This is a genomic window from Pseudomonas sp. BGA-UO-ETr-WB11 (assembly GCF_059567785.1).
Window position 1 is genome coordinate 477,181 of record NZ_JCAQOS010000005.1, and the last position, 23,345, is coordinate 500,525.

Here is a 23,345-nt window from a genome sequence, read left to right on the forward strand (position 1 = left end):
CCATTATGCGCGTGGCAATCTTTTTGGGAAGTACGTACGATAAAGGCGGTAACTTACTTAAAGGTAATCACTGATGGGCGAACAGCAAACCGAGCTGGTCGAAAACAAGCGCCTGGTGCAGGGCGACAAGGTGTACAGCACGCCAATGGATGTCACCCTGGAGGTGATTGGCGGTAAATGGAAAGCCCTGCTGGTGTATCGCCTGCTTAACGGCCCGCTGCGCTTTTCTGAATTGAAGCGGCTGGTGCCGGACATCACCGAGAAGATGCTGACTCAGCAGTTGCGTGAGCTGGAGCGGGTCGGCGTGCTGACTCGCACGGTATTTGCCGAGGTGCCGCCACGGGTCGAGTATTGCGTGACCGAACACGGCGCCACCTTGCAGCCGGTGTTGGCGGCCATGTGCGAGTGGGGTCGCAGTCACTGGCAGCAGCAGGGCGAGTAACGCGGCAGGGTCACTTCAGGTAGCTGTCGTAGATGGCCTGATAGCCGCCGCTGGCTTTCAGGTGCGCCAGACCGGCGTTGAAGTCGTCGCGCACCTGCTGGCTGCGAAACAGCGGGCGGTAGTCGTCGGGGTTCACTTCAACAAAGTGGTGCATTTGCACGGCTTTGGCGTGGAACAGGTTGGTGCGGCTGAGCATCAACTCGAAGTAGCGGAAAATACTCTTGTCGCTCAATACCACGTCGAAGCGTCCCTTGTTCAGGCCGCTGACCTGCAGTTCCTGATTGTTCTGCTCGAAATACAGGCCATCTTTGTCGACGCTCTCCAGCCAGGCCGGGTAGCGCTTGAGTGCTCCAGGAAAGGCCACCACGGCCAGGCCCTTGAGGTCTTCGGCGCTGCGGATCTGCAGGTTGCGCTCCTTTAGGCTGATAAACACATTGTCATACAGCACTGCCGGCTCGCCATAGAAGGCACCTTGCGGGCTCAGGTCGTGGCCGAGGTCGGTCATCGCTGCATCGACATTGCCGCGCTTGAACTCGATCGGCACCCGCGCCAGCGGGTAGTAGCGGGGCTGCAGGCGATGGCCCTTGTAGGCCAGGGCCTGGCCAATCACCTCCAGCTCGATGCCGCTATCGCTTTCCGGAAAGCAGAATGGCGGGATCTTTTCACCAAAAGCCATCACCACATCCTCGGCCATGCTGCACAACGGCAGTCCGCAGAGCAGCCAGACAAGCCCTTGCTGGCACAACCTACGACAGATTCTCAACGGTCCCATCGGTGGTCTCCTTGCGCCTATTGATCGCGGCGCTGGGATCAGTCTAGAAGCCGGGTGTGACGTGCGGGGCTGATCCGACTAACAGTCGGACGAGTTGCTCTCGAATTCTGTGATCAGGTTGTTGCGGCATCGGTCTGGGCCTCTGCGCTGGCCTCTAGGCGGGTTTTCTCGTTGTGCAGAAACTGCCGCAGTTCTTGCAGGTTGGCGATTTTCTCTTCGACTTCGGCCAGCTTACGCGTTACCAGCAGCGCCCCTTGGGCGCAGTCCAGTTGCTGGTTACGCTGGGCCTGGAGGATTTCGCCGATCTCCGCAAGGGAGAAGCCCATGCCCTGAGCCTGCTGAATAAAACTCAGGTCTTTGACGGTTTGCGCACTGTAGTCGCGGTAGTTGTTGCCCTGACGTTGGGCGCTGATCAGGCCGACGCTTTCGTAATAACGAAGGGTGTGACGGCTGGCGCCGCTGTGTTGTTCCAGTTCGCCGATGCGCATGTCATTTACTCCTTGACTGTCAAGTGCCCTCGATAGTTTAGCCTGCTGTTGCCCATTACTCAGGAGCTTCAGTATGCACGCAGAATGTTTTGTCACTGGCGGTAGCGGCTTTATTGGCCAGCACTTGCTGGCCCTATTAACTCGTCAGGGTCACCCCGTAACTGTGTTGCTGCGGCAGCCGCAGACGTTGCCGCAGTTGCAGCATACGGTCGAACAATTGGGCGGCAATGGCCGTTTGCTGCGTGGTGTTGCGGGCGACTTGAGTCATGCGCAGTTGGGCCTGGACCAGGCTGCCCGCCAGCAGGTTGCTCGCGCCGCGGTGGTGTTTCACCTCGGCGCGCAGTTCGCCTGGGGGCTGACGATCGAGCAGGCCCGCGCGGTGAATGTCGCGGGCGCCTTGCAGGTGGCGGAGTTGGCGGCCGGGCAGGGCAGTCGGTTGCTGATGGTGGGTGGTTATATGCTGGAGAATCACGCCCATCTGCGCCGTGTCGGCGTCGATCTGGAGCAGCCGCAGCGTACCGATTGGCCAGCCGTGTATCGCCGGGTGGGTGGTTATGAGGGCAGTAAGCTGGAGGCGCATTTTCAGGTGTTGGCGCGCATGCAGGCGCTGGGCGGCGAGCTGACCATCGTCCATCCGGCCACTGTCTGCGGGCATAGCCAGAGCGGTCATCTGCTGGCTGCCCAGCCGCTGGCGCAGTTGATCGGCAATCTGAGCGCCGGCAAGCTTGGCGCCATTCCCGGCTCCGTCGCTCACTGGTTACCGTTGGTCTGCGTGGATTTTCTCGTGGAATTGATGGTGGCCGCCGCCTTCGATCCGGAGCAGGCTGGTCGCCAGGTGCTGGCTCTGGATGAGCGCACGCCGAACCTGCACGGTCTGCTGCAGGTGTTGGCTGAGGCCTTGGCGGTCAAGGTGCCGCAGCGCCATGTGCCGATCGCATTATTGCGCGCGTTGCTGAAAATTCCAGGGGCGCAGCGGCTTTTGCGTACCGATGCCGAGTCGCTGGATTTTATCCAAACCACACGCTTCGACACCGCTGCCACTCAGGCTTTAGCGCGCAAACATCAGCTGACCTGGCCGGACTTGCCCGCTGCACTGCAGGCGACGGCGCGTTATGTGGCGGGGGAGGTGCGCGGTTGACGATGACCGCCTGTGCAGGCGGTCATCTTGATGCCACTTAGGCAGCTTGTTCGGCGGCCTGTCCCAGTGCCCGGTTGAGGGCGCTGAACAGGGCGCGGAAGCTCGCCGTGGTGAGGTTCTCGTCGATACCCACGCCGTGCAGGGCGCGGCCACCGTTCACGCGCAGCTCGATATAGGCGGCGGCCTTTGCGTTGGTGCCCGCGCCGATGGCGTGCTCGGCGTAGTTGACGATCTCCACGCCCACCGGCAGGCCGGCCACCAGGGCTTCCAGCGGGCCCTTGCCGATGCCGCGCCAGTGTTGGCTGGCGCCGTCATTGCTGACCTCAACGTCCACTGCGCTGGTGCCGTTTTCTTCCTGCAGGCGATGGCCTTTCAGGGCGTAAGGCGTGGTCGCTTGCAGGTATTCACGCTCCAGCAGGCTGTAGATCTGCTCAGCGCTCATTTCCAGGCCGAGGCGGTCGGTTTCCTTCTGCACCACCTGGCTGAATTCGATCTGCATGCGCCGTGGCAGGCTGATGCCGTATTCCTGCTCCAACAGGAAGGTGATGCCGCCTTTGCCGGACTGGCTGTTGACGCGAATCACCGCCTCATAGCTGCGGCCGATGTCGGCCGGGTCAATCGGCAAGTACGGCACTTCCCACAGACCATTGGCATCCTGCTGGGCGAAGCCCTTGCGGATCGCATCCTGGTGCGAGCCAGAGAACGCGGTATGCACCAGGTCGCCGACATATGGATGGCGTGGGTGCACCGGGATCTGGTTGCACTCCTCAACCACTTTGCGCACGGCGTCGATGTCGGAGAAATCCAGTTGAGGGTCGACGCCCTGGGTGTAGAGGTTCAGCGCCACAGTGACCAAATCGACGTTGCCGGTGCGCTCGCCGTTGCCGAACAGGCAGCCTTCCACGCGGTCGGCGCCGGCCATCAGGCCCAGTTCGGTGGCCGCCACGCCGGTGCCACGGTCGTTGTGGGTGTGCAGACTGATCAGCACGCTGTCGCGGCGGTCGATATGGCGGCAGAACCACTCGATCTGGTCGGCGTAGATGTTCGGCGTGGCCGCTTCAATGGTGGCCGGCAGATTGAGGATCAGCTTGTGCGCCGGGGTCGGCTGGAACACGCCGATCACCGCATTGCACACCTCGACGGCGAAGGCGGTCTCGGTGGAGCTGAACACCTCCGGCGAATACTCGAAGCGCCAGGCGGTGTCCGGCTGCTGGGCGGCCAGGCGTTGGATGATTTGCGCGGCGTTCACGGCAATCTCGATCACCCCGGCCTGGTCCTGGTTGAAGACGATGCGGCGGAAGCTCGGCGCGGTGGCGTTGTAGTAGTGAACGATGGCCTGCTTGGCGCCCTTGAGTGATTCGAAGGTGCGGGTAATCAGGTCTTCACGCGCCTGCGTCAGTACCTGAATGGTCACGTCATCAGGAATGTGGCCGCCCTCGATCAGCTCGCGGACGAAGTCGAAATCGGTCTGCGAGGCGGACGGGAAGCCCACTTCGATTTCCTTCAAGCCCACGGCCACCAGACACTTGAAGAAGCGCATCTTCTTCTCGGCATCCATCGGCTCGATCAACGACTGGTTGCCGTCGCGCAGGTCGGACGACAGCCAGATTGGCGCGCGGGTGATGGTCTGCGACGGCCAGGTGCGATCGGGAATATTGATCGGGGTAAAGGCGCGGTACTTGCTCGAAGGGTCTTTCAACATGCTCATGGCGGTGTCCTGGGTGCGGGGCCGCTGGGTGGCGGCCAGCCGGAGAAAATAGGGGAGGGCTGGGGGCGGCGTTCAGCCACGCAGTCGCGCGCTGACCAAGTTGAGGCTGGCGTGCTGGCGACGGAGAAAGAGGCTGTTGGCGTTGTGCATGGGGGAACAGTAATAACGCTGCGCGTGGCGTGCAAGCTTTGCTGAAAAATTGGTAGAATTTTTCGATTTGGCTGTCAGGTTGACTTTTTATTGCGCGTTAATACCTTTGGCGTGCGTTGCGTTGCGCGGCTATTTTTTGCTTTATCCGTGCGTGGCTTAAGGCTCAAACGCGCCGATAAAAATCGCCGGGTCGACGCGCGCGTCGTTCAGGCTGATGTTCCAGTGCATGTGCGGGCCGGTGGCGCGGCCGGTGGCGCCGACCCGGCCGAGTACGGTGCCGCGGGCCAGTTGCTGGCCGAGGCGCACGTCGGTTTTCGACAGGTGGCAGAACATGCTGATAAAGCCCTGGCCGTGGTCGACGAACACCGTATTGCCGTTGAAGAAGTAGTTGCCGATCAGCGTCACCTTGCCGGCGGCCGGTGCTTTGATCTTCGTCCCGGCGGGCACGGCGAAGTCCAGGCCGGCATGGGGGTTGCGCTCTTCGCCATTGAAGAAGCGGCGCACGCCGAAGCTGCTGGACAACGGGCCGTTGACCGGTTTGTCGAGCAGCAGGTTGCTCGGCGTGGTGGGGCTGAACTGCTGGTAGGCGCGGGTCTGCTCGGCCAGTTCGCGCTCGATGCGTTTGAGGTTGCTCGTGTCCGGGTTGACCATCTGGGTGTTTTTCAGGGTGATGCGTTGCTCGGCGTATTGCTTGCTGGCGACTGTGAAACTCAGCTGGCGGCCACCGCTGTCGAGTTGCTGCGGGCCGGGTTTGAGCGTCAGCGGCAGGCCGACGATAGCGATCCAGCGCGCCTGATCCTCTTTCACCACCAGCACCGGTTTACCCTGAAAGCGCGCGCTAGGCGCAGTGGCGCCCGTCCCCAACTCGATCACTGCGACGCCGCCCGGTACCGGGTGGTTGAGCAGGCGGGTGAGAAAGCCCTCTGCGTGGGCGGGCAGGGCGAGGCAGAGCAGCAGTGCGATCAGAGGGCGCAAGCGGTGGGCTCCTGAATGAGGTAGGTGGCTTAGGCGTAGGGTGGATGACGCTTTATCCATCCACCATTGGGGTTAATCGAGCAGCGACAGGGTCACAGGCGTTAAGTGGTTATCTTCAACCCGCAGTTGCAATTCGCCCTCTGCCAGTTTGGCTCTCAGGCGCTGGCCCGGACGGGTTTGCTCGGCCTGGCGAATGGCCTGGCCGCGCTCGTCGAGGAGAATGCTGTAGCCGCGGCCAAGGGTGGCCAGTGGGCTGACGGCGTGCAGGGTGTGCATCTGGTGCTCTAGGCGCAGGCGGCGTTGCTTGAGGCCTTCGCCCATGGCGCGCGGCAGGCGCTCGGCCAGGCTGTCGAGGCGCTGGCGCAGCAAGGTCAGGCTGCGGCCTGGATGCTGGGCGGCGAGGCGCGCATCCAGGTGGCTCAGGCGCTGTTGCTGGTGCTTGAACTGTTGTTCAAAGGCGCGGCGCAGGCGCATGTCCAGGTCGTCCAGGCGCTGGGTTTGCTGGCGCAGGCGCTCGCCAGGGTGACGCAGGCGGCGGCTGAGACCTTCCAGGCGCAAGCGTTCGCGGCCCAGGCGATCCTGCATGCGCAGCACCAAGCGGCGGTGCAGGCTGTGCAGGCGCTGCTGCAGATCGCCCATGTCCGGTGCCAGCAATTCGGCGGCTGCCGACGGCGTGGGTGCGCGTACGTCGGCAACGAAGTCGCAGATCGAGACATCGGTTTCATGGCCGACGGCGCTGATGATCGGCGTCTTGCACGCCGCCACGGCACGCGCTACCGGCTCTTCGTTGAAGCACCAGAGGTCTTCCAGTGAACCGCCGCCCCGGGCCAGGATCAGCGCATCGAAGCCATGCCGGTCGGCCAGTTGCAGGGCGTGGATGATCTGCACGCCGGCATCGCGGCCCTGCACGGGCGTGGGAATCAGGGTCAGCTGCACCTGCGGTGCACGGCGGCGGAACACGCTGATGATGTCGCGGATCACTGCGCCAGTCGGCGAGCTGATAATGCCGATGCGCTTGGGGTGGCCGGGCAGCGCCTGTTTGCGCTCGGCGCTGAACAGACCTTCGGCGCTGAGCTTGTCTTTCAGGGCCTCGAAGGCCAGGCGCAGGGCGCCGTCGCCGGCCGGCTCGACGCTGTCGACAATCAGCTGGTAATCGCCACGGCCCTCGAACAGCGAGACCTTGCCGCGCACCTTTACCGCCAGGCCGTCGCGCAGGGCCTGACGCACCCGCGCGGCGTTCTGCCGGAACAGCGCGCAACGCACCTGTGCCTGACTGTCCTTGAGGGTGAAGTACAGGTGGCCCGAGGCTGGCTTGGCCAGGTTGGAAATTTCACCTTCCACCCAGACTTGGGCGAACACGTCCTCCAGCAGCACGCGGGCGCGGCCGTTGAGTTGGCTGACGCTAAGGATCTCGCGGTCGAGGTTGAGGCGCTGGAACGGGTCTTTGATCATGGCGGGATGATAAAGCCTTTGCGGGATCGGCCAAAGGTTGTTGTCCGCTAAGCTGCTTATTAATGGTGCTGTTCCCCGGTTTAGCGTTTGGGCGCCGGCCGTAGGATGGCGTGGAGCGCAGCGATACCCATCAGGGATCTGCTCAAAGACGATTATTTGATGGGTATCGTAAGCTCAACCCATCTTACGCGCTGCGTTGCCGAGGGTTACAGCCGTATGTTGCGACCTGTAGGAGCCAGCTTGCTGGCGATGCTTTCGCAGTGCATGGATCGCCAGCAAGCTGGCGCCTACGGGGCAGTGCTTCTCTTTAATCCATCGTCGGTAACTAGCAGTATTAATGTTCTGGCAGCTTGACCGCCGCGCTGCGGGCATTAAGCTGCGGAGCCTTTTTTGCCCGCCAGGAGCGCGCCATGTTGCAGCAGCAGAGCATTATCGTGCCGCAAATCTCCAGCTATCCCGACCCCGAGGGGCGGGCGCGCAAGGTGCTGCGTTGGTTGAGTCAGCAACGCATCGTCGAACCGCAGCTGAGCACCTGTGTGGCGGGTGGCAATGGCATGGGTTACGCGCTGGCCGAAGGTGCGCGGCAGGTGCTGGAGTTACCGTTCGGTGTCACGGCCGAGCAGGCGTTGCCGTTCGGTCGGTCCATCAATGGCCTGACGGTGATGACCAAGCGCTGCATCTTCACCCCGGATCGGGGGTTTCTCGGCGAGGCCGGTTGCCCCGAGTGTCGGCGCGAGATTGGCGAGGCTCTGTTCGACAACCTGGAAGACTGGATGCCGGCGCGCACGGACAACTTCACCTGCCCCGAATGCGGCCACGAAGACGACATCAACGGCTTCCTGTTTCTGCAGCCCTGCGGCTTTTCCAATCTTGGTTTTATCTTCAATAACTGGGATGGCGCGTACTTTAAGGCGGATTTTCTCGCCCAGTTCGCCGAGCGCCTGGGCCAGTCGGTGCGCTTGGTGCAGGTCAGGTACTGAGTGGCGATTTTTCTGTGATGGTCGATTGGCAATAGTTTGCATTGAGCCAGAGGGGCTGCGTGGGTATAATGGCGCGCTTCCAATTTCCCGCCCGGGAGCCCCCGCATGCTGCGTATCAGCCAAGAAGCTCTAACCTTTGACGATGTCCTGCTAATCCCCGGTTATTCCGAGGTATTACCCAAGGATGTCAGCCTCAAGACCCGCCTCACGCGTGGCATCGAGCTGAATATTCCGCTGGTGTCCGCGGCCATGGATACCGTCACCGAAGCCCGTCTGGCGATTGCCATGGCGCAGGAAGGTGGCATCGGCATCATCCACAAGAACATGACCATCGAGCAGCAAGCCGCCGAAGTGCGCAAGGTCAAGAAATTCGAAGCCGGCGTGGTCAAAGACCCGATCTGCATCGAGGCTGACGCCAGCGTGCGTGACCTGCTTGAGCTGACCCGCCAGAACAATATCTCCGGCGTGCCTGTGCTGAGCAAGGGCGACCTGGTCGGTATCGTGACTTCCCGCGACGTGCGTTTTGAAAACCGCCTGGATGCCCAGGTGCGTGACGTGATGACGCCGAAAGAGCGGCTGGTGACGGTCGGCGAAGGCGCGGACAAAGACACCGTGCGCGAACTGCTGCACAAGCACCGCATCGAGCGCGTGCTGATCGTCGACGGCGCCTTCAACCTGAAAGGCATGATGACCGTTAACGACATCGAAAAAGCCAAGGCCTACCCGCTGGCCAGCAAGGACGACCAAGGTCGTCTGCGCGTTGGCGCCGCTGTCGGCACCGGCGCCGACACAGGCGACCGTGTTGCTGCGTTGGTTGCAGCCGGGGTTGACGTGGTGGTGGTCGACACCGCCCACGGTCACTCCAAAGGCGTGATCGACCGCGTGCGTTGGGTTAAGCAAACCTTCCCGCAAGTGCAGGTGATTGGCGGCAACATCGCCACTGGCGAAGCGGCCAAGGCCCTGGCTGACGCCGGCGCTGACGGCGTGAAAGTCGGTATCGGCCCAGGCTCGATCTGCACCACCCGTATCGTTGCGGGTGTCGGCGTGCCGCAAATCTCTGCAGTGGCCAACGTCGCTGCCGCATTGGCTGGTACCGGTGTGCCGCTGATCGCCGATGGCGGTATCCGCTTCTCCGGTGACCTGTCCAAAGCCATCGTGGCGGGCGCGTCTGCCGTGATGATCGGCTCTATGCTGGCCGGTACCGAAGAAGCTCCAGGCGAAGTCGAACTGTTCCAGGGCCGTTCCTACAAGGCTTACCGTGGCATGGGTTCGCTCGGTGCCATGGCGCAGTCGCAAGGCTCCTCGGATCGTTACTTCCAGGACTCCTCTGCCGGTGCCGAGAAGCTGGTGCCGGAAGGTATCGAAGGCCGTGTGCCATACAAGGGCGCGATGAGCGCCATCGTTCATCAGATGATGGGCGGCCTGCGGGCTTCCATGGGCTACACCGGTTGCGCGACCATCGAAGAGATGCGCAGCAAGCCGCAGTTCGTGCGTATCACCGGTGCCGGCATGGCCGAGTCCCACGTACACGATGTGCAGATCACCAAAGAGGCACCGAACTACCGCGTCGGCTAAAAAATCGCTGGATCGCTGCTGCGCTGGCTCATGCAGCGTTGGAAAGCAGCTCGCAATGCTCATTGGCTTCAGCCAACTCCGCTTGCTCGCTACTTTCCGCCTTGCCTGAGCTGCGCTCGCGACGCGAATCCAACGATTTTTAATCTTGTCGACTACACGGGGCTGCTGCTGTTGAGAGCGATGGGGCAGCCCCTTGTCATTTGTGAATTCCGCTACGAGAGATGGCCATGGCCCACCCCGATATTCATGCCCACCGCATCCTGATCCTCGACTTCGGTTCCCAGTACAGCCAGCTGATCGCCCGTCGTGTGCGTGAGATCGGTGTGTACTGCGAGCTGCATCCCTTCGACATGGATGACGCAGCGATTCGTGCGTTCGCCCCACGCGGCATCATTCTCGCCGGTGGCCCGGAGTCGGTGCATGAAGCCGACAGCCCGCGCGCGCCGAAGGCGGTGTTCGACCTCGGTGTGCCGGTTTTCGGTATCTGCTACGGCATGCAGACCATGTCCGAGCAGCTCGGTGGCAAGGTTGAAGGTTCCGACCTGCGCGAATTCGGCTACGCCCGCGTCGATGTGGTCGGCAAGGCTCGCCTGCTGGATGGCATCGAAGACCACGTGGACACCGACGGTGTACTGGGTCTGGACGTGTGGATGAGCCACGGCGACAAGGTTACCCGCCTGCCGGAAGGCTTCCATATTCTTGCTAGCACCCCGAGCTGCCCGATCGCCGCCATGGCTGACGACAGCCGCGGCTACTACGGCGTGCAGTTCCACCCGGAAGTGACCCACACCCTGCAGGGCGGGCGCATCCTGTCGCGCTTCGTGCTGGATATCTGCGGTTGTGCCGCACTGTGGACGCCGTCGAATATTGTTGAAGATGCGATTGCCAGCGTGCGCGCTCAGGTCGGTAGCGCCAACGTGCTGCTCGGCTTGTCCGGCGGTGTCGACTCTTCGGTGGTGGCCGCCTTGCTGCACCGCGCGATCGGCGATCAGCTGACCTGCGTATTCGTCGACAACGGCCTGCTGCGCCTGCACGAAGGCGAGCAGGTGATGGCCATGTTCGCCGAGAATATGGGCGTCAAAGTGATCCGCGCCAACGCTGAGGAGCAGTTCCTCAACAACCTGGCCGGCGAAGCCGACCCAGAGAAGAAGCGCAAGATTATCGGCCGTACCTTTATCGACGTGTTCGATGCCGAGTCGTCGAAGCTCGACAACATCAAGTTCCTCGCCCAGGGCACCATCTACCCGGACGTGATCGAGTCGGCTGGCGCCAAAACCGGCAAGGCTCACGTGATCAAGTCGCACCACAACGTTGGTGGCCTGCCGGATGAGATGAACCTCAAGCTGGTCGAGCCGCTGCGCGAACTGTTCAAGGACGAAGTACGCCGTCTCGGCCTGGAACTGGGCCTGCCGTACGACATGGTCTACCGCCACCCGTTCCCAGGCCCTGGCCTGGGCGTACGCATCCTTGGTGAAGTGAAGAAGGAATACGCCGACATCCTGCGTCGCGCTGACCACATCTTCATCGAAGAGCTGCGCAACTTCGACTGGTACCACAAGACCAGCCAGGCTTTCGTGGTGTTCCAGCCGGTGAAATCGGTTGGCGTGGTCGGTGACGGCCGTCGTTACGCCTGGGTCGTGGCCCTGCGTGCAGTGGAAACCATCGACTTCATGACCGCGCGTTGGGCGCACCTGCCCTACGAGCTGCTGGAGAAGGTCTCTAACCGCATCATCAACGAGATCGAAGGCATCTCCCGCGTCACCTACGACGTATCGAGCAAGCCGCCAGCCACCATCGAGTGGGAGTGAAATCAGGTCCTTCGGGGACTATCGGTACATATCGATAAGATGTTGTAACGTGTTGTTTTAGAAGAAAATACGTCACAGCATCTATCGGTGGCTATCGCCGAGCAGCAGAACGCTCTGGCGGTAAGGGTGACGGTAGGAATCGGAGGTCGGATTAAGACCCTCCCGTTTACTATCGAGACCAAACCGGTCTTTGACGGTAAATCTCTCCTTGGGAACGCTTCTGTTACGCGGCTTTCCCGGCATCAGCAGGTCTCCTGACCCTTGACGGTAAAAGCCGTCATGAACAGGAGAAAAACCTCGATGCTGACCGACACCGCACTGCGCAATCTCAAGCCCAAGGCCAAGCCCTACAAGGCTTCCGACCGCGATGGTATGTACGTGACTGTATCGTCTACCGGTACCGTCACCTTTCGCTACGATTACCGTCTCAATGGTCGACGTGAAACTCTGACCATCGGACGGTATGGCCCAGCGGGCATTTCGTTGGCCATGGCTCGCGAAAAACTGCTCGATGCCAAACGCATGGTCGCCCAGGGAACCTCCCCCTCCTTGGAGAAGCAGAGGACCAAGCGCCGCCTGACTGCCGCGAAGACGTTCGGCGAGGTGCTGAAGAGCTGGCTAGCCGATGCGCGTATGGCCGACAGTACGCGGGCAATGCGCAAGAGCATCATCGACCGCGACATTCTGCCGGTCTTCGAGAACCGGCTCCTGACCGAAATCACTCCTGACGATCTGCGGGCGCTCTGTGCCAAGGTGAAAGCTCGTGGTGCGCCGGCAACGGCCGTCCACGTTCGTGACATCGTGAAGCAGGTCTATGCGTTCGCAATTCTGCATGGAGAAAAGGTCGAGAATCCGGCTGATGATGTGAAGGCGGCGTCGATCGCCACCTTTGTGCCGAAGGATCGAGCCCTTACGCCGACTGAGATACGCCTGGCCTTCCACCAGCTGGAGTCCATTGCGGCGTACCCCACGATCCGGTTGGCCTTGCGTCTGGTGCTGCTGACCCTTGTGCGCAAGAGTGAGCTGATCGAGGCGACCTGGAATGAGGTGGACTTTGAGCGCGCCACCTGGACGATCTCCAAGGAGCGGATGAAGGGACGTAATCCACACGTGGTCTACCTATCTCGCCAGACCCTAGACATTTTTGTGGCACTGCACACCTGTGCTGCTGGCTCCAGGTTCGTGTTGCCCTCGCGCTATGAAATTCACCGCTGCATGTCGCACGCCACCTTGAACCGGATTACCCAACTCATCGCATCTCGTGCCAAGGAAGCGGGTCTGCCGTTGGAGCCGTTTACGGTTCACGACCTGCGCAGGACAGGTTCCACGCTACTCAACGAGGTAGGCTTCAATGGCGACTGGATTGAGAAGTGTCTGGCGCACGAGGATGGTCGTTCTTCGCGCTCGGTCTATAACAAGGCCGAGTACGCTGAGCAGCGGCGACACATGCTGCAAGAGTGGGCGGACATGGTCGATGCCTGGATCGATGGTCGCACTCATGTGCCGAAGCTGCTGCCGGACAATGTGTCCGTGCCGGTGTTGAGTGCCGCAGTTTGAAGGAAGTGCATGGTTGTCAGTTGACAACCATGCTGGTCATGCCAATACTGGAGATCACTGATGCCCCGTCCCTCGCATCCGAAGAAAGAGGTCGAAGAAGCGCTTAGGCATGCCGAAGGGCAGGGTTGGCGCGTAGAAGTTGGCGGGAGTCACGCCTGGGCGCGAATCTACTGTCCGTACAACGATGAAGAGTGTCGCTGCGGCGAGTTCTGCATCACCAGCGTATGGAGCACGCCAAAGAGCCCTGGCAACCACGCACGCGCCCTGCGGCGCGTCGTGGACAATTGCACCACGCACCGTAAGCCGCAGGAGGCTGCTGACGGTGCAGAGGAGTAGCACGATGGAATATACCTTCACTCTGAAATACCAACTTGCCGATGATGACCATAACCCGGATGCGCTGGTCGAGCGTCTTGGCGAAGCGGGTTGCGACGATGCCCTGGTCGGCATCGGTCAGCCGGGGCGGCTGGCGCTGGAATTCACCCGCGAGGCAGAGAGTGCTGATGCGGCTATGCGCAGTGCGCTGGCCGATGTGCGCAGTGCTGTGCCGTCGGCGAGACTGATCGAGGTAGCCCCGGATCTGGTCGGTCTGACTGATGTGGCCGAAATGGTCGGCGTGTCGCGGCAGAACATGCGCAAGCTGATGCTGGCCAACCCGGGAAGTTTCCCTGCACCGGTGCATGAAGGCAGTGCGTCAATCTGGCACCTGGCTGACGTGCTGGCCTGGCTGCAGGTCAAGGGTAGCTATTCACTGGCCAGGGACGTTCTGGAAGTGGCCCGTGTGGCCTTGCAGGTCAATCTGGCCAAGGAAAGCCGGCGCCTATCGCGCTCGACTTCTGAGGAGCTGGAAGCTCTTGTCGGTTGAGGCCACCGCCTGCTTCATTCCTGATCTGAACCCGCCCTAACTGGGCGGGTTTTCCGTAGGCGGACATCCGGGCCACTGATGCCTTTACGAGGAACCTGCTTGCGCTCCTCAATCCATGCTTCGACCTCGGCTAAGTCCCATACCACGCAACGCGGTGTCAGGTTGAAGCGCCGGGGGAACTCTCCATGGCGTTCCATCTCGTAGATAGTCGTTTCGGACAAGGGGATGATCTGCCTCAGTTCTTGTCGCCGAATGGTGCGCCGGAAGGGCAGAGGGCTGTGCCTCGGGAACTGCGGCAGTGTTTCGTAGGCCTCCGTGCCAGGCATGGGGAGAGATTGGCTGGTCTCGGAATTTGAAGCGCCGGATGTTGGCGATAGATGTTCCATCTCGGACTCCATGTGTCTGGCTGGATGGAAACACTGTGAGGCTGAGTGGCTATCGGCACAACTTGTTGTAGCGTAGTGGGGCGCAAGTCTCTTGTGGCGGCGGAGGTCGCACCTGCGGTTTTTATGGAAAGGGATAATCACTCTCTAAAGCGATCGGATTTCTCGGATATTGGGTGAGCTGTGTCAAGATACAGAAGTCCCTGCGTGTGGATTACAAGGAGAGAAGTATGATCAAGGGCTTTGATAAACTTCAGCGTGATCTGGCGCTGGCCCAAGAAGCGCTGCAAGAGCTAGATGGCGACTTGTGTTCAGTGAAGTTCGATCCGTACGATCCTGCGAGCATTGAGCAGGCTATACAACATGTTGTTGATGTAATCGACAGTCGTGTGGGTGCTTATGGGGCGAACCCCATTGTCGGGCCGATAATAGAAAATATGAAAGAACATTACCGTCAGGGGATTATTGAACGAGCGGCAGAGGCGCGCATGCCAGGGGAAGAAGAATGAGCTCAGCTGACGTGTTTACACAGATTAATAACGCTATACTGGATCTCCAGGGCTCCCAGCAGCAGACCTTTGAACTTCCCCTGAAAAAGTTGGCTCGCTTGCTGTCTGACCCTACCTTTGAAGAAGTAAATGTAGGGCTAACTCAAGGGACTGACTTAGATCACTTCTTATCAGAAAGCGAAAATTCAGGTGGGAGCTTTACAGGGAGCCATAAGTTAGCCTGGCCAGAAGATGATAGGCTTCGGATGGGGATGACCTTGCTTCTTATACGGAAGCTGGCTGATGATCCACCTTATGCGTTGAACTTTGGGTATCACTATTTCAATACGGGAAGTCGAAAAGTAATATCAGGCTTCCATGCATTAATTGCCCAGATAATTATTCCATTTGCGAGAGATTACAAGGCTTACGTGCTGGCAAGTGGGCAAGTAGCACCTCGGCCAGCTATGCCGTCGAACAAAGTATTCATCGTGCATGGACATGATGAAGCAGCCTTGTACGGGCTAGCCAGATTTCTTGAGAAATTAGGTTTGGTTTCAATTATTTTAAAAGAGGAGCCAGATCGTGGTCGTACAATAATCGAGAAGTTTGAGCAGTCGGCGGAAGTAGGGTTTGCTGTGATTTTGCTAACACCTGACGATGTTGGTGCGCCCGTTAAAGCAGATACGCCATCGGCACGAGCCCGTCAAAATGTTATCTTTGAGCTAGGATATTTTACCGGTAAGTTAGGCCGTGGCCGCGTATGCCTTCTTAGAAAAGGCGATGTTGAAATACCGTCGGATCTATTCGGAGTTATTTATACTGAAATGGACCCAGCGGAAGGGTGGAAAGCTAGGTTGGTGCGGGAAATGAAAGAGGCGGGACTTGATTTTGACGCAAGCAGATTCTGGAGTTGAGCTAAAAAATCTTGTATCGGAGCTTGGAGCAAAATCCCCTGTAGAAACTCCTCTTTGAAAGGCGGAATTTCTACAGGGCTTGGCTCTTATGAATTTTTGCTTCCTGAGCTTAGCTGAGCTGAATGGGTTTCTAGTTTTTCTAATGTTTTTACTGCCAATCTATGGTGCATCGCTCACTATGTTAGATGGGCGCAATTGACTTGTCGGCGAGTTGGATGAGCTTGAAGTTTACGTTGTAAGTGGCTTCCAAGTAGGTGGCTTCGCTGTCGTCAAACGATGCGGCAACGATACTTTGTAGATTCGCCTCAGCAGATAGTTGCTGGAACAAAGCTTGTTGGCTCTTCGTGGCCATAGAGTGTTGTCCGGGTTCATCCAATAATAGGAAGCCTGGGTGGTTGCCTTGAACGGTAGGGTGTGACGAGGTCTGGTAAATGGAGAGTAAGTAGCTCCAGATCAGGCGAACGAAATCACTTGCACTTGATTCGCGCGCGATATTGCCTTTTGGTTTGGATCCTTCAGTCTTTGTTGATGCTTGAGTGTCGCCACGTTCATTGATTTCACGCAGCTCCATTTTTGCTAGATAGGGCAGCAAGTTATCGCGGTTAAATTCGATGTCAGAAATCGCCGCGCTGTGGTAATCGAAGGTGCCTATGTTAAGTCGGAACATTTTCTCGAAGAGATCATACTTTGCACTATCCGCGGCGGAGTAGGTGCTGCTCGGCAAGTTGGAACGGGATTTTACGTTCGCTGCGTGCTGTGCAGATAGTCGCGTGATTTGATTCAGTATAGAGCTTGCGCTTTCTGCAAATTTCTCAAGTTCTTCAAGGTGTATTTCGATCTGTAGTTGGCGCCGAATGCCCGCTTGAGATACGGTGGACTTGGAGTTCAAATCAGATCGAAGTGCGTTGAGTGATGATTTGGTTGCTGCAACCTTTCTGGAGATTTGATCTCTGAGAGCTTCAGTTTCTGCGATCTGCTGTTCAATTCCGGCGGCCTCTCTCTCTAGCATCCGCAGCTGTGCCCTCAGATAATCAATGTTCGTCCCTATATCCATGTGCGGTGTACTTTCATGAAGATCTACGAGGGAGTGACCAATTTTCTGGTGGCAGGCGGGGCATGAATCACTTGCGGTCGAGAGGCTTAATGATGCGCCATAATTTATGAGCTTTTGTGCTGCTTGGTTTTTTTTCAGTTCGTCATGCGCCTGTTTAGTGTTTGTTATGTTGGCATTGCGGCTCGCCCTGAGTAGGGCTAAGTTACCCAGACATGTTTCATACGCAACGGTGTGTTGAGCGAGTTCGTCTGTGAGTTTTTCAATGGACTGTGTCAGCTGTTGAGGTAATGCTTGGGGGCGGTTCTGTTGCTCTAATCCGATTCGTTGATGTTCAGCAATTTGACTTCTTTTGTATTCTATAAGGCTTTCCGGTTCACGATCTGGTAGAACCATGCTGAAAGTGACGATTTCTTGATCGAAATTGGCAGCAGGCACTTTCGGAATATTTTCAAAGTGAAGTCCAAGCTTTAAGGCTTCAATGTTGAGGGTGCGGTAAAGTATTTGCCACTCGTCATATATTTGCTTGGATTCTTTATCCAAGATATCTCGATTGGCAGCAGTTTCAAAAACATCGGTGCCTACGAGATAGTCAACGATCTTAATCCTGGCATCCTTAATGCCAAAATATGGAAGATTGGCAATATAATCTGTCCATCCGCGTTTTTGCTCGATCGCCATGGCTGCGAAAATATACTGAAGGTAAAGCTTCACTGGCTTCCCGCTGGTTTGGGGAACCATCGGTAAGTTCAAGCCGAGGAATTTTTCAAAGTAGGTAAAGAAGCCCTCTTCGATCTGAGCGCTTCCGCTATCATGGATGAACCTGAAGAACGAAGTAGTGCTCTCGGACTTCGTTAGACCTGCACACTCTTGAATTTCGACAAGTTTGTTGTTTCTTCCTGTTCCCTTGATGCCTCGAGTGATTGTAATGATTTTTCCATGGCTTTCTATTTCAATTGTTACCCCGGAGGAGTGTATGGGGTGCTTAGCTTCGTCATATTCAACATGATCTTTCAAAGCATAAGTTAAGGCGTTTTCATTCTGTGCACCCAGCAGCTCTTCCATCCCAATGGCATAGAGGATTGCATGTACGATAGTGCTTTTCCCTGCTGAGTTACGGCCTCTGATAATGTTCAGATGTCGGCTGAATTCTGTATAGAAGCCGAACGGGCCGCTGCTTGTTTGAACATCAATCTTGAGCGCTTTGATATACATTTCTAGTCCCATTCCTTGGATACAGACGTTACCATTTTTTCTGTAATCCTTTTCCCGATTGAATGCAGGGCGGCTTTTTCTTCGTTGAGAATACTGTCATCTGCAAGTATTAATTTTACATAGACCAAGCCTGCTGTGGACAAGGCGAAGCCACCAGTTGTTGTCTGTGTAATCAGTCCGTCTTGGTATGCCAGATTTAATGCGATGGCCATGGCAGGGTCGAAACCCCAGATCGGTAGGTGAAGCTGACTGATCTCTGCGCCACGTTTTAATGCTAGAGCACGCTCAGGACGTTTAAGAGCCCAGTTCATTAGATGGATTTTAATTAAGCTGCTTTTGCCACCATGCCCTGTAATATGGAGTATCAGGAGTGCTTGGGCTATTTTGTATACCGGGCGAAGCTCGGACAGGACCGGGATGGGGCGTCGAGTGAATTTTAATTGGGCCATGTCTTACTCGATAAAGTCCAGTTCACATATGGCAAGCCATCTAGCAACGGTTCTGGTTGCTACTTCTCTGGCTGTAGAGCTATCAATGTTGACGTTCCGGTCTGTGATCAGGCATTCCATAAGCTTTGACTTAACCAGTTCCGTAAGTGCTTCGGGAGTTTCCTCGGATGTATATATCCACTCGGTAACTTGTGTTTCGAAGCTATTCACTACGCGTGCTATGTTTACGTAGGTTTGAGGTGAGCGGTCATACAGTGATTGAAAATAGGAGTCATGATCGAGAAAGGATTTTCGGGTCATGGTAATCAACCCCTGAATCCTTTGCTCAGACATTCCGGAAAGGCGTAGGCGGCATTTGCGCTCTAAATTTATATCAAATGCTTCGCCGCTGGAATTAACTTCCGGCAATCTTTGAATAGGGGAGCCGACATACGGTGGCATGCCTGCTGAAGTTCTTAGCGAGTTGAATTCTTTCAGATAGAACTCATGGTCGTGGAGTAGGATGCTGAAATTTTCATCTATATGAGGAAGTTTCCAACCTCTGACTTCCGCTTCTTTTGTCCTGGAGTAAGATACTAGTTTATGTCGGTTGATTTCGGGGGTGACGAAGCACCAGTTTATGATTTTGGTGCCACCTAATAAGCCTTGCAGTTCTTTTGCGTAATCTTTGAGTTTTTTTAGATCGGTGTTGATTTTGTCCCGCTGTTTTTCATAAAGCTCGTCTTGCTCATATAGTCGTTCAGGGCAATAGCATTGAAAGGCATAACCAGTATGCTTGGTAAAGCCCTCAATACCGTAATCTCCAGGAGAGGCTGGGATCTGCTGGTAGCCATCTGTTCCGTATTTTGATTTAAATGCCAGCTGACAGGCTGCTTCCCAAGTTGTCCCCGTGAACTGGCCGATTGGTGTCTCTATCACTTCCTGTTTGCCTTATTGAAGCTGATCGCGCGGGGCTGATCACATCCATTGATCCGAGATTGCCAGCAGATTCGGCATCGGGTTTATGTGAAATTAACAAAAGGCCATCACAGGGTCTAGCGAACATAAATAGATAGTGTTGGCCAGACATGCCTTGAGCTTGCTGGGGCTTCCCGGCGTGCCGCCGTCGGGCTCGCGGGCTGCGCCCCGTGCTTCGTGCCGAATCACGGCCATTCGGCTTTGATCCCTGATGTCTCCGGCCCGTGAGGGCCTGCGCGCTCCGCTTACCGATCCGTGGCATGGGTGGAGTGGGGCGGTCTTGCTGTTCCCTTCACCGTATCACGGCGTTCTCGCCGTCAAGGGCTGCGCGTGCATGCACGCTGGCGTCCTGGCGGCCGTCGTTGACCCCTGACAGCTGCGCTGCGCCGTGCTGGTGCCGGTTCCGGGCAATTCCGCCCGAGCAACCGGAGCACGACCATGTCGCAACTTTCATTTTCCTCGTTCGATTCCATGCTGCTGGTGCGTGATGAGCAGGGACGCTATCTGCCCGCGTCTGTGGACCAGATCCTGAGCATGGCGCGCCAGGCGATTGATCAGAAGTACCAGCGCGGGGCGCTGTTCACCTCGCCGGAGCTGGTCAAAGACTACCTGCGCACCAAGCTGGTCGGTTTCGAGCACGAGGTGTTCGCGGCGCTGTTCCTCGACAGCCAGCATCGGCTGCTCGAGTACGTGGAGTTGTTTCGCGGCACCATCGATGCAGCGGCGGTGTATCCACGCGAAGTGGTGAAGGAAGCATTGCGGGTCAATGCAGCTGCGGTGATCTTCTCGCACAACCATCCGAGCGGAAATCCAGAGCCTAGTCAGGCAGACAAGGTGCTGACCCAGCGCCTCAAGGAGGCTCTGGCGCTGGTAGACGTACGCTCCCTGGATCACATCATCGTGGGCGGCGAGGCAACCGTCTCATTCGCAGAGCAGGGATTGCTCTAGCCGCAGGGGGCTTCGGCCCCCTTTTTTGCTGCGCCGCCGAATGAGGCCAGCACCGCATCACCTGTCGGCACTGCGCTCGCTCTGGCGAAGTCGTTTCACATAGTCTCTATCTGCCAGCTCTCGGCCCCCAGGTCCAGCACGCAATTTGCCGATGAGGCAAATACGTCATCGGTGAGTCGCAGTTAGTTCAGGGCATGATAGAAGAGTCGGTAGAGGCCGACGATGAGATGCAGGGTCACACGCTGGCCGCCTGATGTGCATAGCGCCCCTGCAAGGAAGCTGGGGGCTTCTTAAGACCGGGCGCGGCAGCTTTGCCGCGCCCGATTTCAAGCAGGCGTAAGCAAAAGTGCCGACGCCATCAGTTGCATGGCAGCTCGGGAGCTCTATTCCAGATCCAGATGCTGAGCGATGTGCTCGACGAGCTTTAGCGGCTCGCGGCTATTCATAACGGTAAACATCAGGTCGCGCTTGCTGCGGGGGAGGTGCTGGGCGCAACGCTTGGCGGTGGCTTGCACCGCTGCACTTGTGCCATGAATCTTGGCTGCTAGCAGTAGCGCTATTGTCGCGTCAGTGAGGTTCACAGGCTTCTCATTGAACAGGAGGATAGTGGGCGGCTGCATTCTACGGTTGAACTGCTTGTCGCAAAAGGATTCGGATACCCAGCGTTATGAGGGGCATAGTTATTTAGGTAGCTGATAGCTGGCAAGGCTGTAGCGTTGATGGAGGAAAGGGAGCTAGCCAATCCTACCGCGACCGATCAGGCGTTAGAACTGGCTTTGATTATTTCGGCTCGGGAGGCGAACGAGCCAATAGACTCAAGTCGACCGAATGATGAATTATTAACCGAATGTCTCTGAAAGAACTTTTCAACCTTGAAAACTAAAAGCAAATCTCCTTAGATTGCAAACTTCTTCCCTAGATCGCTGTAAACCATAGCTAACGCGTCCTCAGACTCAGAGAATGGCCAAGCGTCTTTTACCAGATATGAATGATCATGCACTAGGAAATACGCCAGCATTGAAACTGGTTGAGACCAGAATACGTCAGAGTTGACTCTGGTGCTTATCCTGTCAGGAATATAGTTTCGCTCATCTAGAAAGGCTGAAAGCTTTGGAATGATCTCGTCATCAATTAAATCTTTAAGCTCTTCCAAAACCATCATGTTGAACTTCTGATCTTTGAACCCCTTGGTTTTTATTTTTGAGTCGTAAAGGCCCGTAAGCTGCTCTAGCAGCTCGCCGCGGGACTTAGTCTCCAACTCTAAAATATTCATGGTTTCACAAAAAAGATGATCTGCAGTCTCTATTAGAGCCGCACTGCTTGAAACAAATCTAATCGCTCTGCTAGGGGCTCCCCAAGAGCTTTTGTAAATACTATCATGTACTACCTCCGCATAAGCGTGCTGCATCAACGTTCTTACTTGAAGTTCACAACACGTATCTGCCGGGATGAGAACCCCATCAGCATTAAAGTCAACTTTAGCACGCACTTCGAAATGGTGGGATTGGTAGCCAAATTTTTCTGGGGCTTGCTCATACTCCTTAGAGGTATCCCGAGATTTCTGAATTCTCCACTCTGGATGTAACGCTAACGAAGCACACAGTTTTTCAACGTCCGGACTAAGCAGGCAAACAGCTCGAACACCCACGAGGTCTGTCATATCGGACATTGGATTCTTGTAAGGTTTTCTCGACAGCTTGCCAATCGCAGAATCAATTTCTTTGACTCTACTGCTCAGTATTTGAAGAGTTATACTCTCGGATTTAGAGATCGCTTTAACAGTTTCACGGACAAGGTCCCCCCATGCTCGCAAGCTAGGCTGGGCATCTGTCAGCCAACCTCTAAATCCCTCGAGTTCCATTACTCTTGCCCTTCGACTACGCCCTTTATTCGAACCTGTGTATAGCCTCCTGCTTGAGGTTCCACTTGAACATGCTCGCTAAAATTCACATCTGCTGGAACCTGAATTTTGATACCCGTACTGAAATCAATTCTACGAGGTCGACGTAGTTTTGCTTTAATGTAAGCAAGGTCTTTTATCATCGCCGTGTCAGGGAGTCCGGTTGCGGACATCGTTTTCTTGTACTCTTCCCTTTGCTCCTTAGGGAGATGCTCTTCCGCAAATGTAGCAATTGACATGGTTCCTTTATTGCTGCGCAGGTCAGAGCGTAGCGCCTCTAATAAAGCACCTCGTTCTGGCGCACTTATTGGAAGCGCGTTAATGAACGTCTTGGTCGTCTCATAAAACTTCCGGGTCTGATACTTGGAAGAGCCTACGATATTCATGCCCAAGAACGCATTATAAAAATATGCAGCTGCGGATTTTGTTTCGGTGCTGGTGAGTAGGTGATCAAACAAGAAATATCTGTAATTTTCAGGCGAGTAAAGATTTTTTATTGGGGCTTGATAAGATATCTCAATAACGATCCCGATCTTGTACAGGCGCTGTGTTTGAGATAAGAGCATTTTCTTGATAAGTGTCAAGCTGACGGAGCCGTTCACCTCTTCAATATTGAAACCCTTATCGGTTTCGGCCTTAATAACTGCGGCGTACGGGCTTTGATTTTTGCCAACCTTGCCGGTTAATACGATCAATATCCCGCCAGGCCACTTTGGATTAGTTTGGGCGTCAGCTAGGTCGCTCGCAATTACTTTGGATTTGGCTACAAAATCCAAGTCATTCATTCTGATAATCGCAGCGGCCTTTTGCATGAAGGACCCTTCACCTGACCTCTCGACATTAATCTCTATTCCATGAGATGTGCTGCCTAGAGCATCCGTCACTCGAATTTGCACCAAATCCCTAGAGTCGACATCCAGCGGAATTAAATCATTGGACAGTTGAGGCTTGACCAATAGTCCATCTTTTGTCCGAGGAAAAATCGTATGCGCTATCATTCGTTCAATGGTGAGTGCTTCAAATTCAAAATTGCTCATAATGTCCCTATCAGATTCCGGAATCTTTCTTGGTTTTAGAGTTTTATGTTTCTAACCATGTATTGCATGAGCAGCCCCAACTTTTTAAAT

23 protein-coding genes are annotated in these 23,345 nt (G+C 56.5%); 11 read left to right on the forward strand and 12 right to left on the reverse strand.

Features of this window, described 5'->3' with window-relative positions; all coding sequences use genetic code 11:
• The first annotated feature begins 73 nt into the window (after positions 1-73).
• Positions 74-442 (forward strand): winged helix-turn-helix transcriptional regulator, encoded by a 369-nt coding sequence (locus tag AC56DI_RS07585; protein WP_422587570.1) that lies wholly within the window; start codon positions 74-76, stop codon positions 440-442.
• A 10-nt stretch (positions 443-452) separates the two neighbouring features.
• Here AC56DI_RS07585 and AC56DI_RS07590 read toward each other — a convergent pair whose 3' ends face one another.
• Together AC56DI_RS07590 and AC56DI_RS07595 are read right to left on the reverse strand one after the other, a co-directional pair.
• A complete protein-coding gene (locus tag AC56DI_RS07590; RefSeq protein WP_496345603.1) occupies positions 453-1,118 on the reverse strand; it encodes a substrate-binding periplasmic protein in 666 nt (221 codons plus the stop codon).
• A gap of 209 nt (positions 1,119-1,327) precedes the next feature.
• On the reverse strand, positions 1,328-1,702 hold the full coding sequence (locus tag AC56DI_RS07595) for a MerR family transcriptional regulator (protein ID WP_496345604.1): 375 nt from the start codon (positions 1,700-1,702) through the stop codon (positions 1,328-1,330).
• A gap of 73 nt (positions 1,703-1,775) precedes the next feature.
• Between AC56DI_RS07595 and AC56DI_RS07600 the strand changes: the two genes are divergently transcribed.
• Positions 1,776-2,840, forward strand: coding sequence for an SDR family oxidoreductase (locus AC56DI_RS07600; protein WP_496345605.1), 1,065 nt, complete (start codon positions 1,776-1,778; stop codon positions 2,838-2,840).
• A 37-nt stretch (positions 2,841-2,877) separates the two neighbouring features.
• On the opposite strand, the gene leuA is transcribed toward AC56DI_RS07600, so the two are convergent.
• The 3 genes from leuA to xseA all read right to left on the reverse strand — a co-directional run bounded on the left by leuA (position 2,878) and on the right by xseA (position 7,125).
• Entirely contained in the window at positions 2,878-4,548 is a 1,671-nt protein-coding gene (gene leuA, locus AC56DI_RS07605; protein WP_496345606.1) for a 2-isopropylmalate synthase, read from the reverse strand.
• Positions 4,549-4,854: 306 nt separating this feature from the next.
• The gene (locus tag AC56DI_RS07610; protein WP_496345607.1) at positions 4,855-5,733 is read right to left on the reverse strand and encodes a peptidoglycan DD-metalloendopeptidase family protein; all 879 of its coding nucleotides are present in this window, start codon (positions 5,731-5,733) and stop codon (positions 4,855-4,857) included.
• Between the two features lie 12 nt (positions 5,734-5,745).
• A complete protein-coding gene (gene xseA, locus AC56DI_RS07615) occupies positions 5,746-7,125 on the reverse strand; it encodes an exodeoxyribonuclease VII large subunit (RefSeq protein WP_496345608.1) in 1,380 nt (459 codons plus the stop codon).
• 413 nt (positions 7,126-7,538) lie between these two features.
• On the opposite strand from xseA, the gene AC56DI_RS07620 reads away from it, so the two are divergent.
• The 6 genes from AC56DI_RS07620 to AC56DI_RS07645 all read left to right on the forward strand — a co-directional run bounded on the left by AC56DI_RS07620 (position 7,539) and on the right by AC56DI_RS07645 (position 13,910).
• On the forward strand, positions 7,539-8,105 hold the full coding sequence (locus AC56DI_RS07620; RefSeq protein ID WP_496345826.1) for a sugar ABC transporter ATPase: 567 nt from the start codon (positions 7,539-7,541) through the stop codon (positions 8,103-8,105).
• A 105-nt stretch (positions 8,106-8,210) separates the two neighbouring features.
• Entirely contained in the window at positions 8,211-9,680 is a 1,470-nt protein-coding gene (gene guaB, locus AC56DI_RS07625) for an IMP dehydrogenase (RefSeq protein ID WP_496345609.1), read from the forward strand.
• A 227-nt stretch (positions 9,681-9,907) separates the two neighbouring features.
• A complete protein-coding gene (guaA, locus tag AC56DI_RS07630) occupies positions 9,908-11,488 on the forward strand; it encodes a glutamine-hydrolyzing GMP synthase (RefSeq protein ID WP_496345610.1) in 1,581 nt (526 codons plus the stop codon).
• Positions 11,489-11,788: 300 nt separating this feature from the next.
• The gene (locus tag AC56DI_RS07635) at positions 11,789-13,045 is read left to right on the forward strand and encodes a tyrosine-type recombinase/integrase (protein WP_496345611.1); all 1,257 of its coding nucleotides are present in this window, start codon (positions 11,789-11,791) and stop codon (positions 13,043-13,045) included.
• Between the two features lie 60 nt (positions 13,046-13,105).
• Positions 13,106-13,381 (forward strand): hypothetical protein, encoded by a 276-nt coding sequence (locus AC56DI_RS07640; RefSeq protein WP_496345612.1) that lies wholly within the window; start codon positions 13,106-13,108, stop codon positions 13,379-13,381.
• Between the two features lie 4 nt (positions 13,382-13,385).
• Entirely contained in the window at positions 13,386-13,910 is a 525-nt protein-coding gene (locus AC56DI_RS07645; RefSeq protein WP_496345613.1) for a helix-turn-helix transcriptional regulator, read from the forward strand.
• Between the two features lie 14 nt (positions 13,911-13,924).
• On the opposite strand, the gene AC56DI_RS07650 is transcribed toward AC56DI_RS07645, so the two are convergent.
• Positions 13,925-14,308, reverse strand: coding sequence for a helix-turn-helix transcriptional regulator (locus tag AC56DI_RS07650; protein WP_496345614.1), 384 nt, complete (start codon positions 14,306-14,308; stop codon positions 13,925-13,927).
• Positions 14,309-14,523: 215 nt separating this feature from the next.
• Between AC56DI_RS07650 and AC56DI_RS07655 the strand changes: the two genes are divergently transcribed.
• Together AC56DI_RS07655 and AC56DI_RS07660 are read left to right on the forward strand one after the other, a co-directional pair.
• Positions 14,524-14,802, forward strand: a complete 279-nt coding sequence (locus AC56DI_RS07655; protein WP_496345615.1) for a YuaX family protein — start codon at positions 14,524-14,526, stop codon at positions 14,800-14,802.
• Positions 14,799-15,698, forward strand: coding sequence for a TIR domain-containing protein (locus AC56DI_RS07660; RefSeq protein WP_496345616.1), 900 nt, complete (start codon positions 14,799-14,801; stop codon positions 15,696-15,698). Before AC56DI_RS07655 ends, AC56DI_RS07660 begins: the two co-directional genes overlap by 4 nt.
• Positions 15,699-15,879: 181 nt before the next feature.
• Here the strand turns inward: AC56DI_RS07660 and AC56DI_RS07665 are convergent, their stop codons facing one another.
• The 3 genes from AC56DI_RS07665 to AC56DI_RS07675 are packed head-to-tail and all read right to left on the reverse strand — an operon-like array spanning position 15,880 to position 19,331.
• Positions 15,880-17,964, reverse strand: a complete 2,085-nt coding sequence (locus tag AC56DI_RS07665; protein WP_496345617.1) for an AAA family ATPase — start codon at positions 17,962-17,964, stop codon at positions 15,880-15,882.
• Between the two features lie 2 nt (positions 17,965-17,966).
• Positions 17,967-18,413: a hypothetical protein gene (locus AC56DI_RS07670; RefSeq protein WP_496345618.1), complete on the reverse strand. Its 447-nt coding sequence runs from the start codon at positions 18,411-18,413 to the stop codon at positions 17,967-17,969.
• A 3-nt stretch (positions 18,414-18,416) separates the two neighbouring features.
• Positions 18,417-19,331, reverse strand: a complete 915-nt coding sequence (locus AC56DI_RS07675) for a hypothetical protein (protein ID WP_496345619.1) — start codon at positions 19,329-19,331, stop codon at positions 18,417-18,419.
• Between the two features lie 477 nt (positions 19,332-19,808).
• Here AC56DI_RS07675 and radC point away from each other — a divergent pair, with 477 nt between their 5' ends.
• Positions 19,809-20,318, forward strand: coding sequence for a RadC family protein (gene radC / locus AC56DI_RS07680; protein WP_496345620.1), 510 nt, complete (start codon positions 19,809-19,811; stop codon positions 20,316-20,318).
• Between the two features lie 383 nt (positions 20,319-20,701).
• On the opposite strand, the gene AC56DI_RS07685 is transcribed toward radC, so the two are convergent.
• The 3 genes from AC56DI_RS07685 to AC56DI_RS07695 form a co-directional block, all read right to left on the reverse strand.
• Positions 20,702-20,899, reverse strand: a complete 198-nt coding sequence (locus AC56DI_RS07685) for a DUF7740 domain-containing protein (RefSeq protein WP_496345621.1) — start codon at positions 20,897-20,899, stop codon at positions 20,702-20,704.
• 314 nt (positions 20,900-21,213) lie between these two features.
• On the reverse strand, positions 21,214-22,179 hold the full coding sequence (locus AC56DI_RS07690; protein WP_496345622.1) for a GTP pyrophosphokinase: 966 nt from the start codon (positions 22,177-22,179) through the stop codon (positions 21,214-21,216).
• The gene (locus AC56DI_RS07695) at positions 22,179-23,255 is read right to left on the reverse strand and encodes a nucleoid-associated protein (RefSeq protein WP_496345623.1); all 1,077 of its coding nucleotides are present in this window, start codon (positions 23,253-23,255) and stop codon (positions 22,179-22,181) included. The genes AC56DI_RS07690 and AC56DI_RS07695 overlap by 1 nt, the downstream gene beginning before the upstream one ends.
• Positions 23,256-23,345: the final 90 nt, after the last annotated feature.

Bases quoted from the DNA above. Each gene is read 5' to 3' on its own strand.
- AC56DI_RS07650 (WP_496345614.1), bottom strand. From the start codon at position 14,308: ATGGAGTCCGAGATGGAACATCTATCGCCAACATCCGGCGCTTCAAAT.
- AC56DI_RS07695 (WP_496345623.1), bottom strand. From the start codon at position 23,255: ATGAGCAATTTTGAATTTGAAGCACTCACCATTGAACGAATGATAGCG.
- AC56DI_RS07640 (WP_496345612.1), top strand. From the start codon at position 13,106: ATGCCCCGTCCCTCGCATCCGAAGAAAGAGGTCGAAGAAGCGCTTAGG.
- AC56DI_RS07585 (WP_422587570.1), top strand. From the start codon at position 74: ATGGGCGAACAGCAAACCGAGCTGGTCGAAAACAAGCGCCTGGTGCAG.
- AC56DI_RS07595 (WP_496345604.1), bottom strand. From the start codon at position 1,702: ATGCGCATCGGCGAACTGGAACAACACAGCGGCGCCAGCCGTCACACC.
- AC56DI_RS07645 (WP_496345613.1), top strand. From the start codon at position 13,386: ATGGAATATACCTTCACTCTGAAATACCAACTTGCCGATGATGACCAT.
- AC56DI_RS07655 (WP_496345615.1), top strand. From the start codon at position 14,524: ATGATCAAGGGCTTTGATAAACTTCAGCGTGATCTGGCGCTGGCCCAA.
- xseA (WP_496345608.1), bottom strand. From the start codon at position 7,125: ATGATCAAAGACCCGTTCCAGCGCCTCAACCTCGACCGCGAGATCCTT.
- AC56DI_RS07660 (WP_496345616.1), top strand. From the start codon at position 14,799: ATGAGCTCAGCTGACGTGTTTACACAGATTAATAACGCTATACTGGAT.
- leuA (WP_496345606.1), bottom strand. From the start codon at position 4,548: ATGAGCATGTTGAAAGACCCTTCGAGCAAGTACCGCGCCTTTACCCCG.
- guaB (WP_496345609.1), top strand. From the start codon at position 8,211: ATGCTGCGTATCAGCCAAGAAGCTCTAACCTTTGACGATGTCCTGCTA.
- AC56DI_RS07590 (WP_496345603.1), bottom strand. From the start codon at position 1,118: ATGGCTTTTGGTGAAAAGATCCCGCCATTCTGCTTTCCGGAAAGCGAT.
- guaA (WP_496345610.1), top strand. From the start codon at position 9,908: ATGGCCCACCCCGATATTCATGCCCACCGCATCCTGATCCTCGACTTC.
- AC56DI_RS07665 (WP_496345617.1), bottom strand. From the start codon at position 17,964: ATGTATATCAAAGCGCTCAAGATTGATGTTCAAACAAGCAGCGGCCCG.
- AC56DI_RS07635 (WP_496345611.1), top strand. From the start codon at position 11,789: ATGCTGACCGACACCGCACTGCGCAATCTCAAGCCCAAGGCCAAGCCC.
- radC (WP_496345620.1), top strand. From the start codon at position 19,809: ATGTCGCAACTTTCATTTTCCTCGTTCGATTCCATGCTGCTGGTGCGT.
- AC56DI_RS07600 (WP_496345605.1), top strand. From the start codon at position 1,776: ATGCACGCAGAATGTTTTGTCACTGGCGGTAGCGGCTTTATTGGCCAG.
- AC56DI_RS07670 (WP_496345618.1), bottom strand. From the start codon at position 18,413: ATGGCCCAATTAAAATTCACTCGACGCCCCATCCCGGTCCTGTCCGAG.
- AC56DI_RS07610 (WP_496345607.1), bottom strand. From the start codon at position 5,733: ATGGATAAAGCGTCATCCACCCTACGCCTAAGCCACCTACCTCATTCA.
- AC56DI_RS07690 (WP_496345622.1), bottom strand. From the start codon at position 22,179: ATGGAACTCGAGGGATTTAGAGGTTGGCTGACAGATGCCCAGCCTAGC.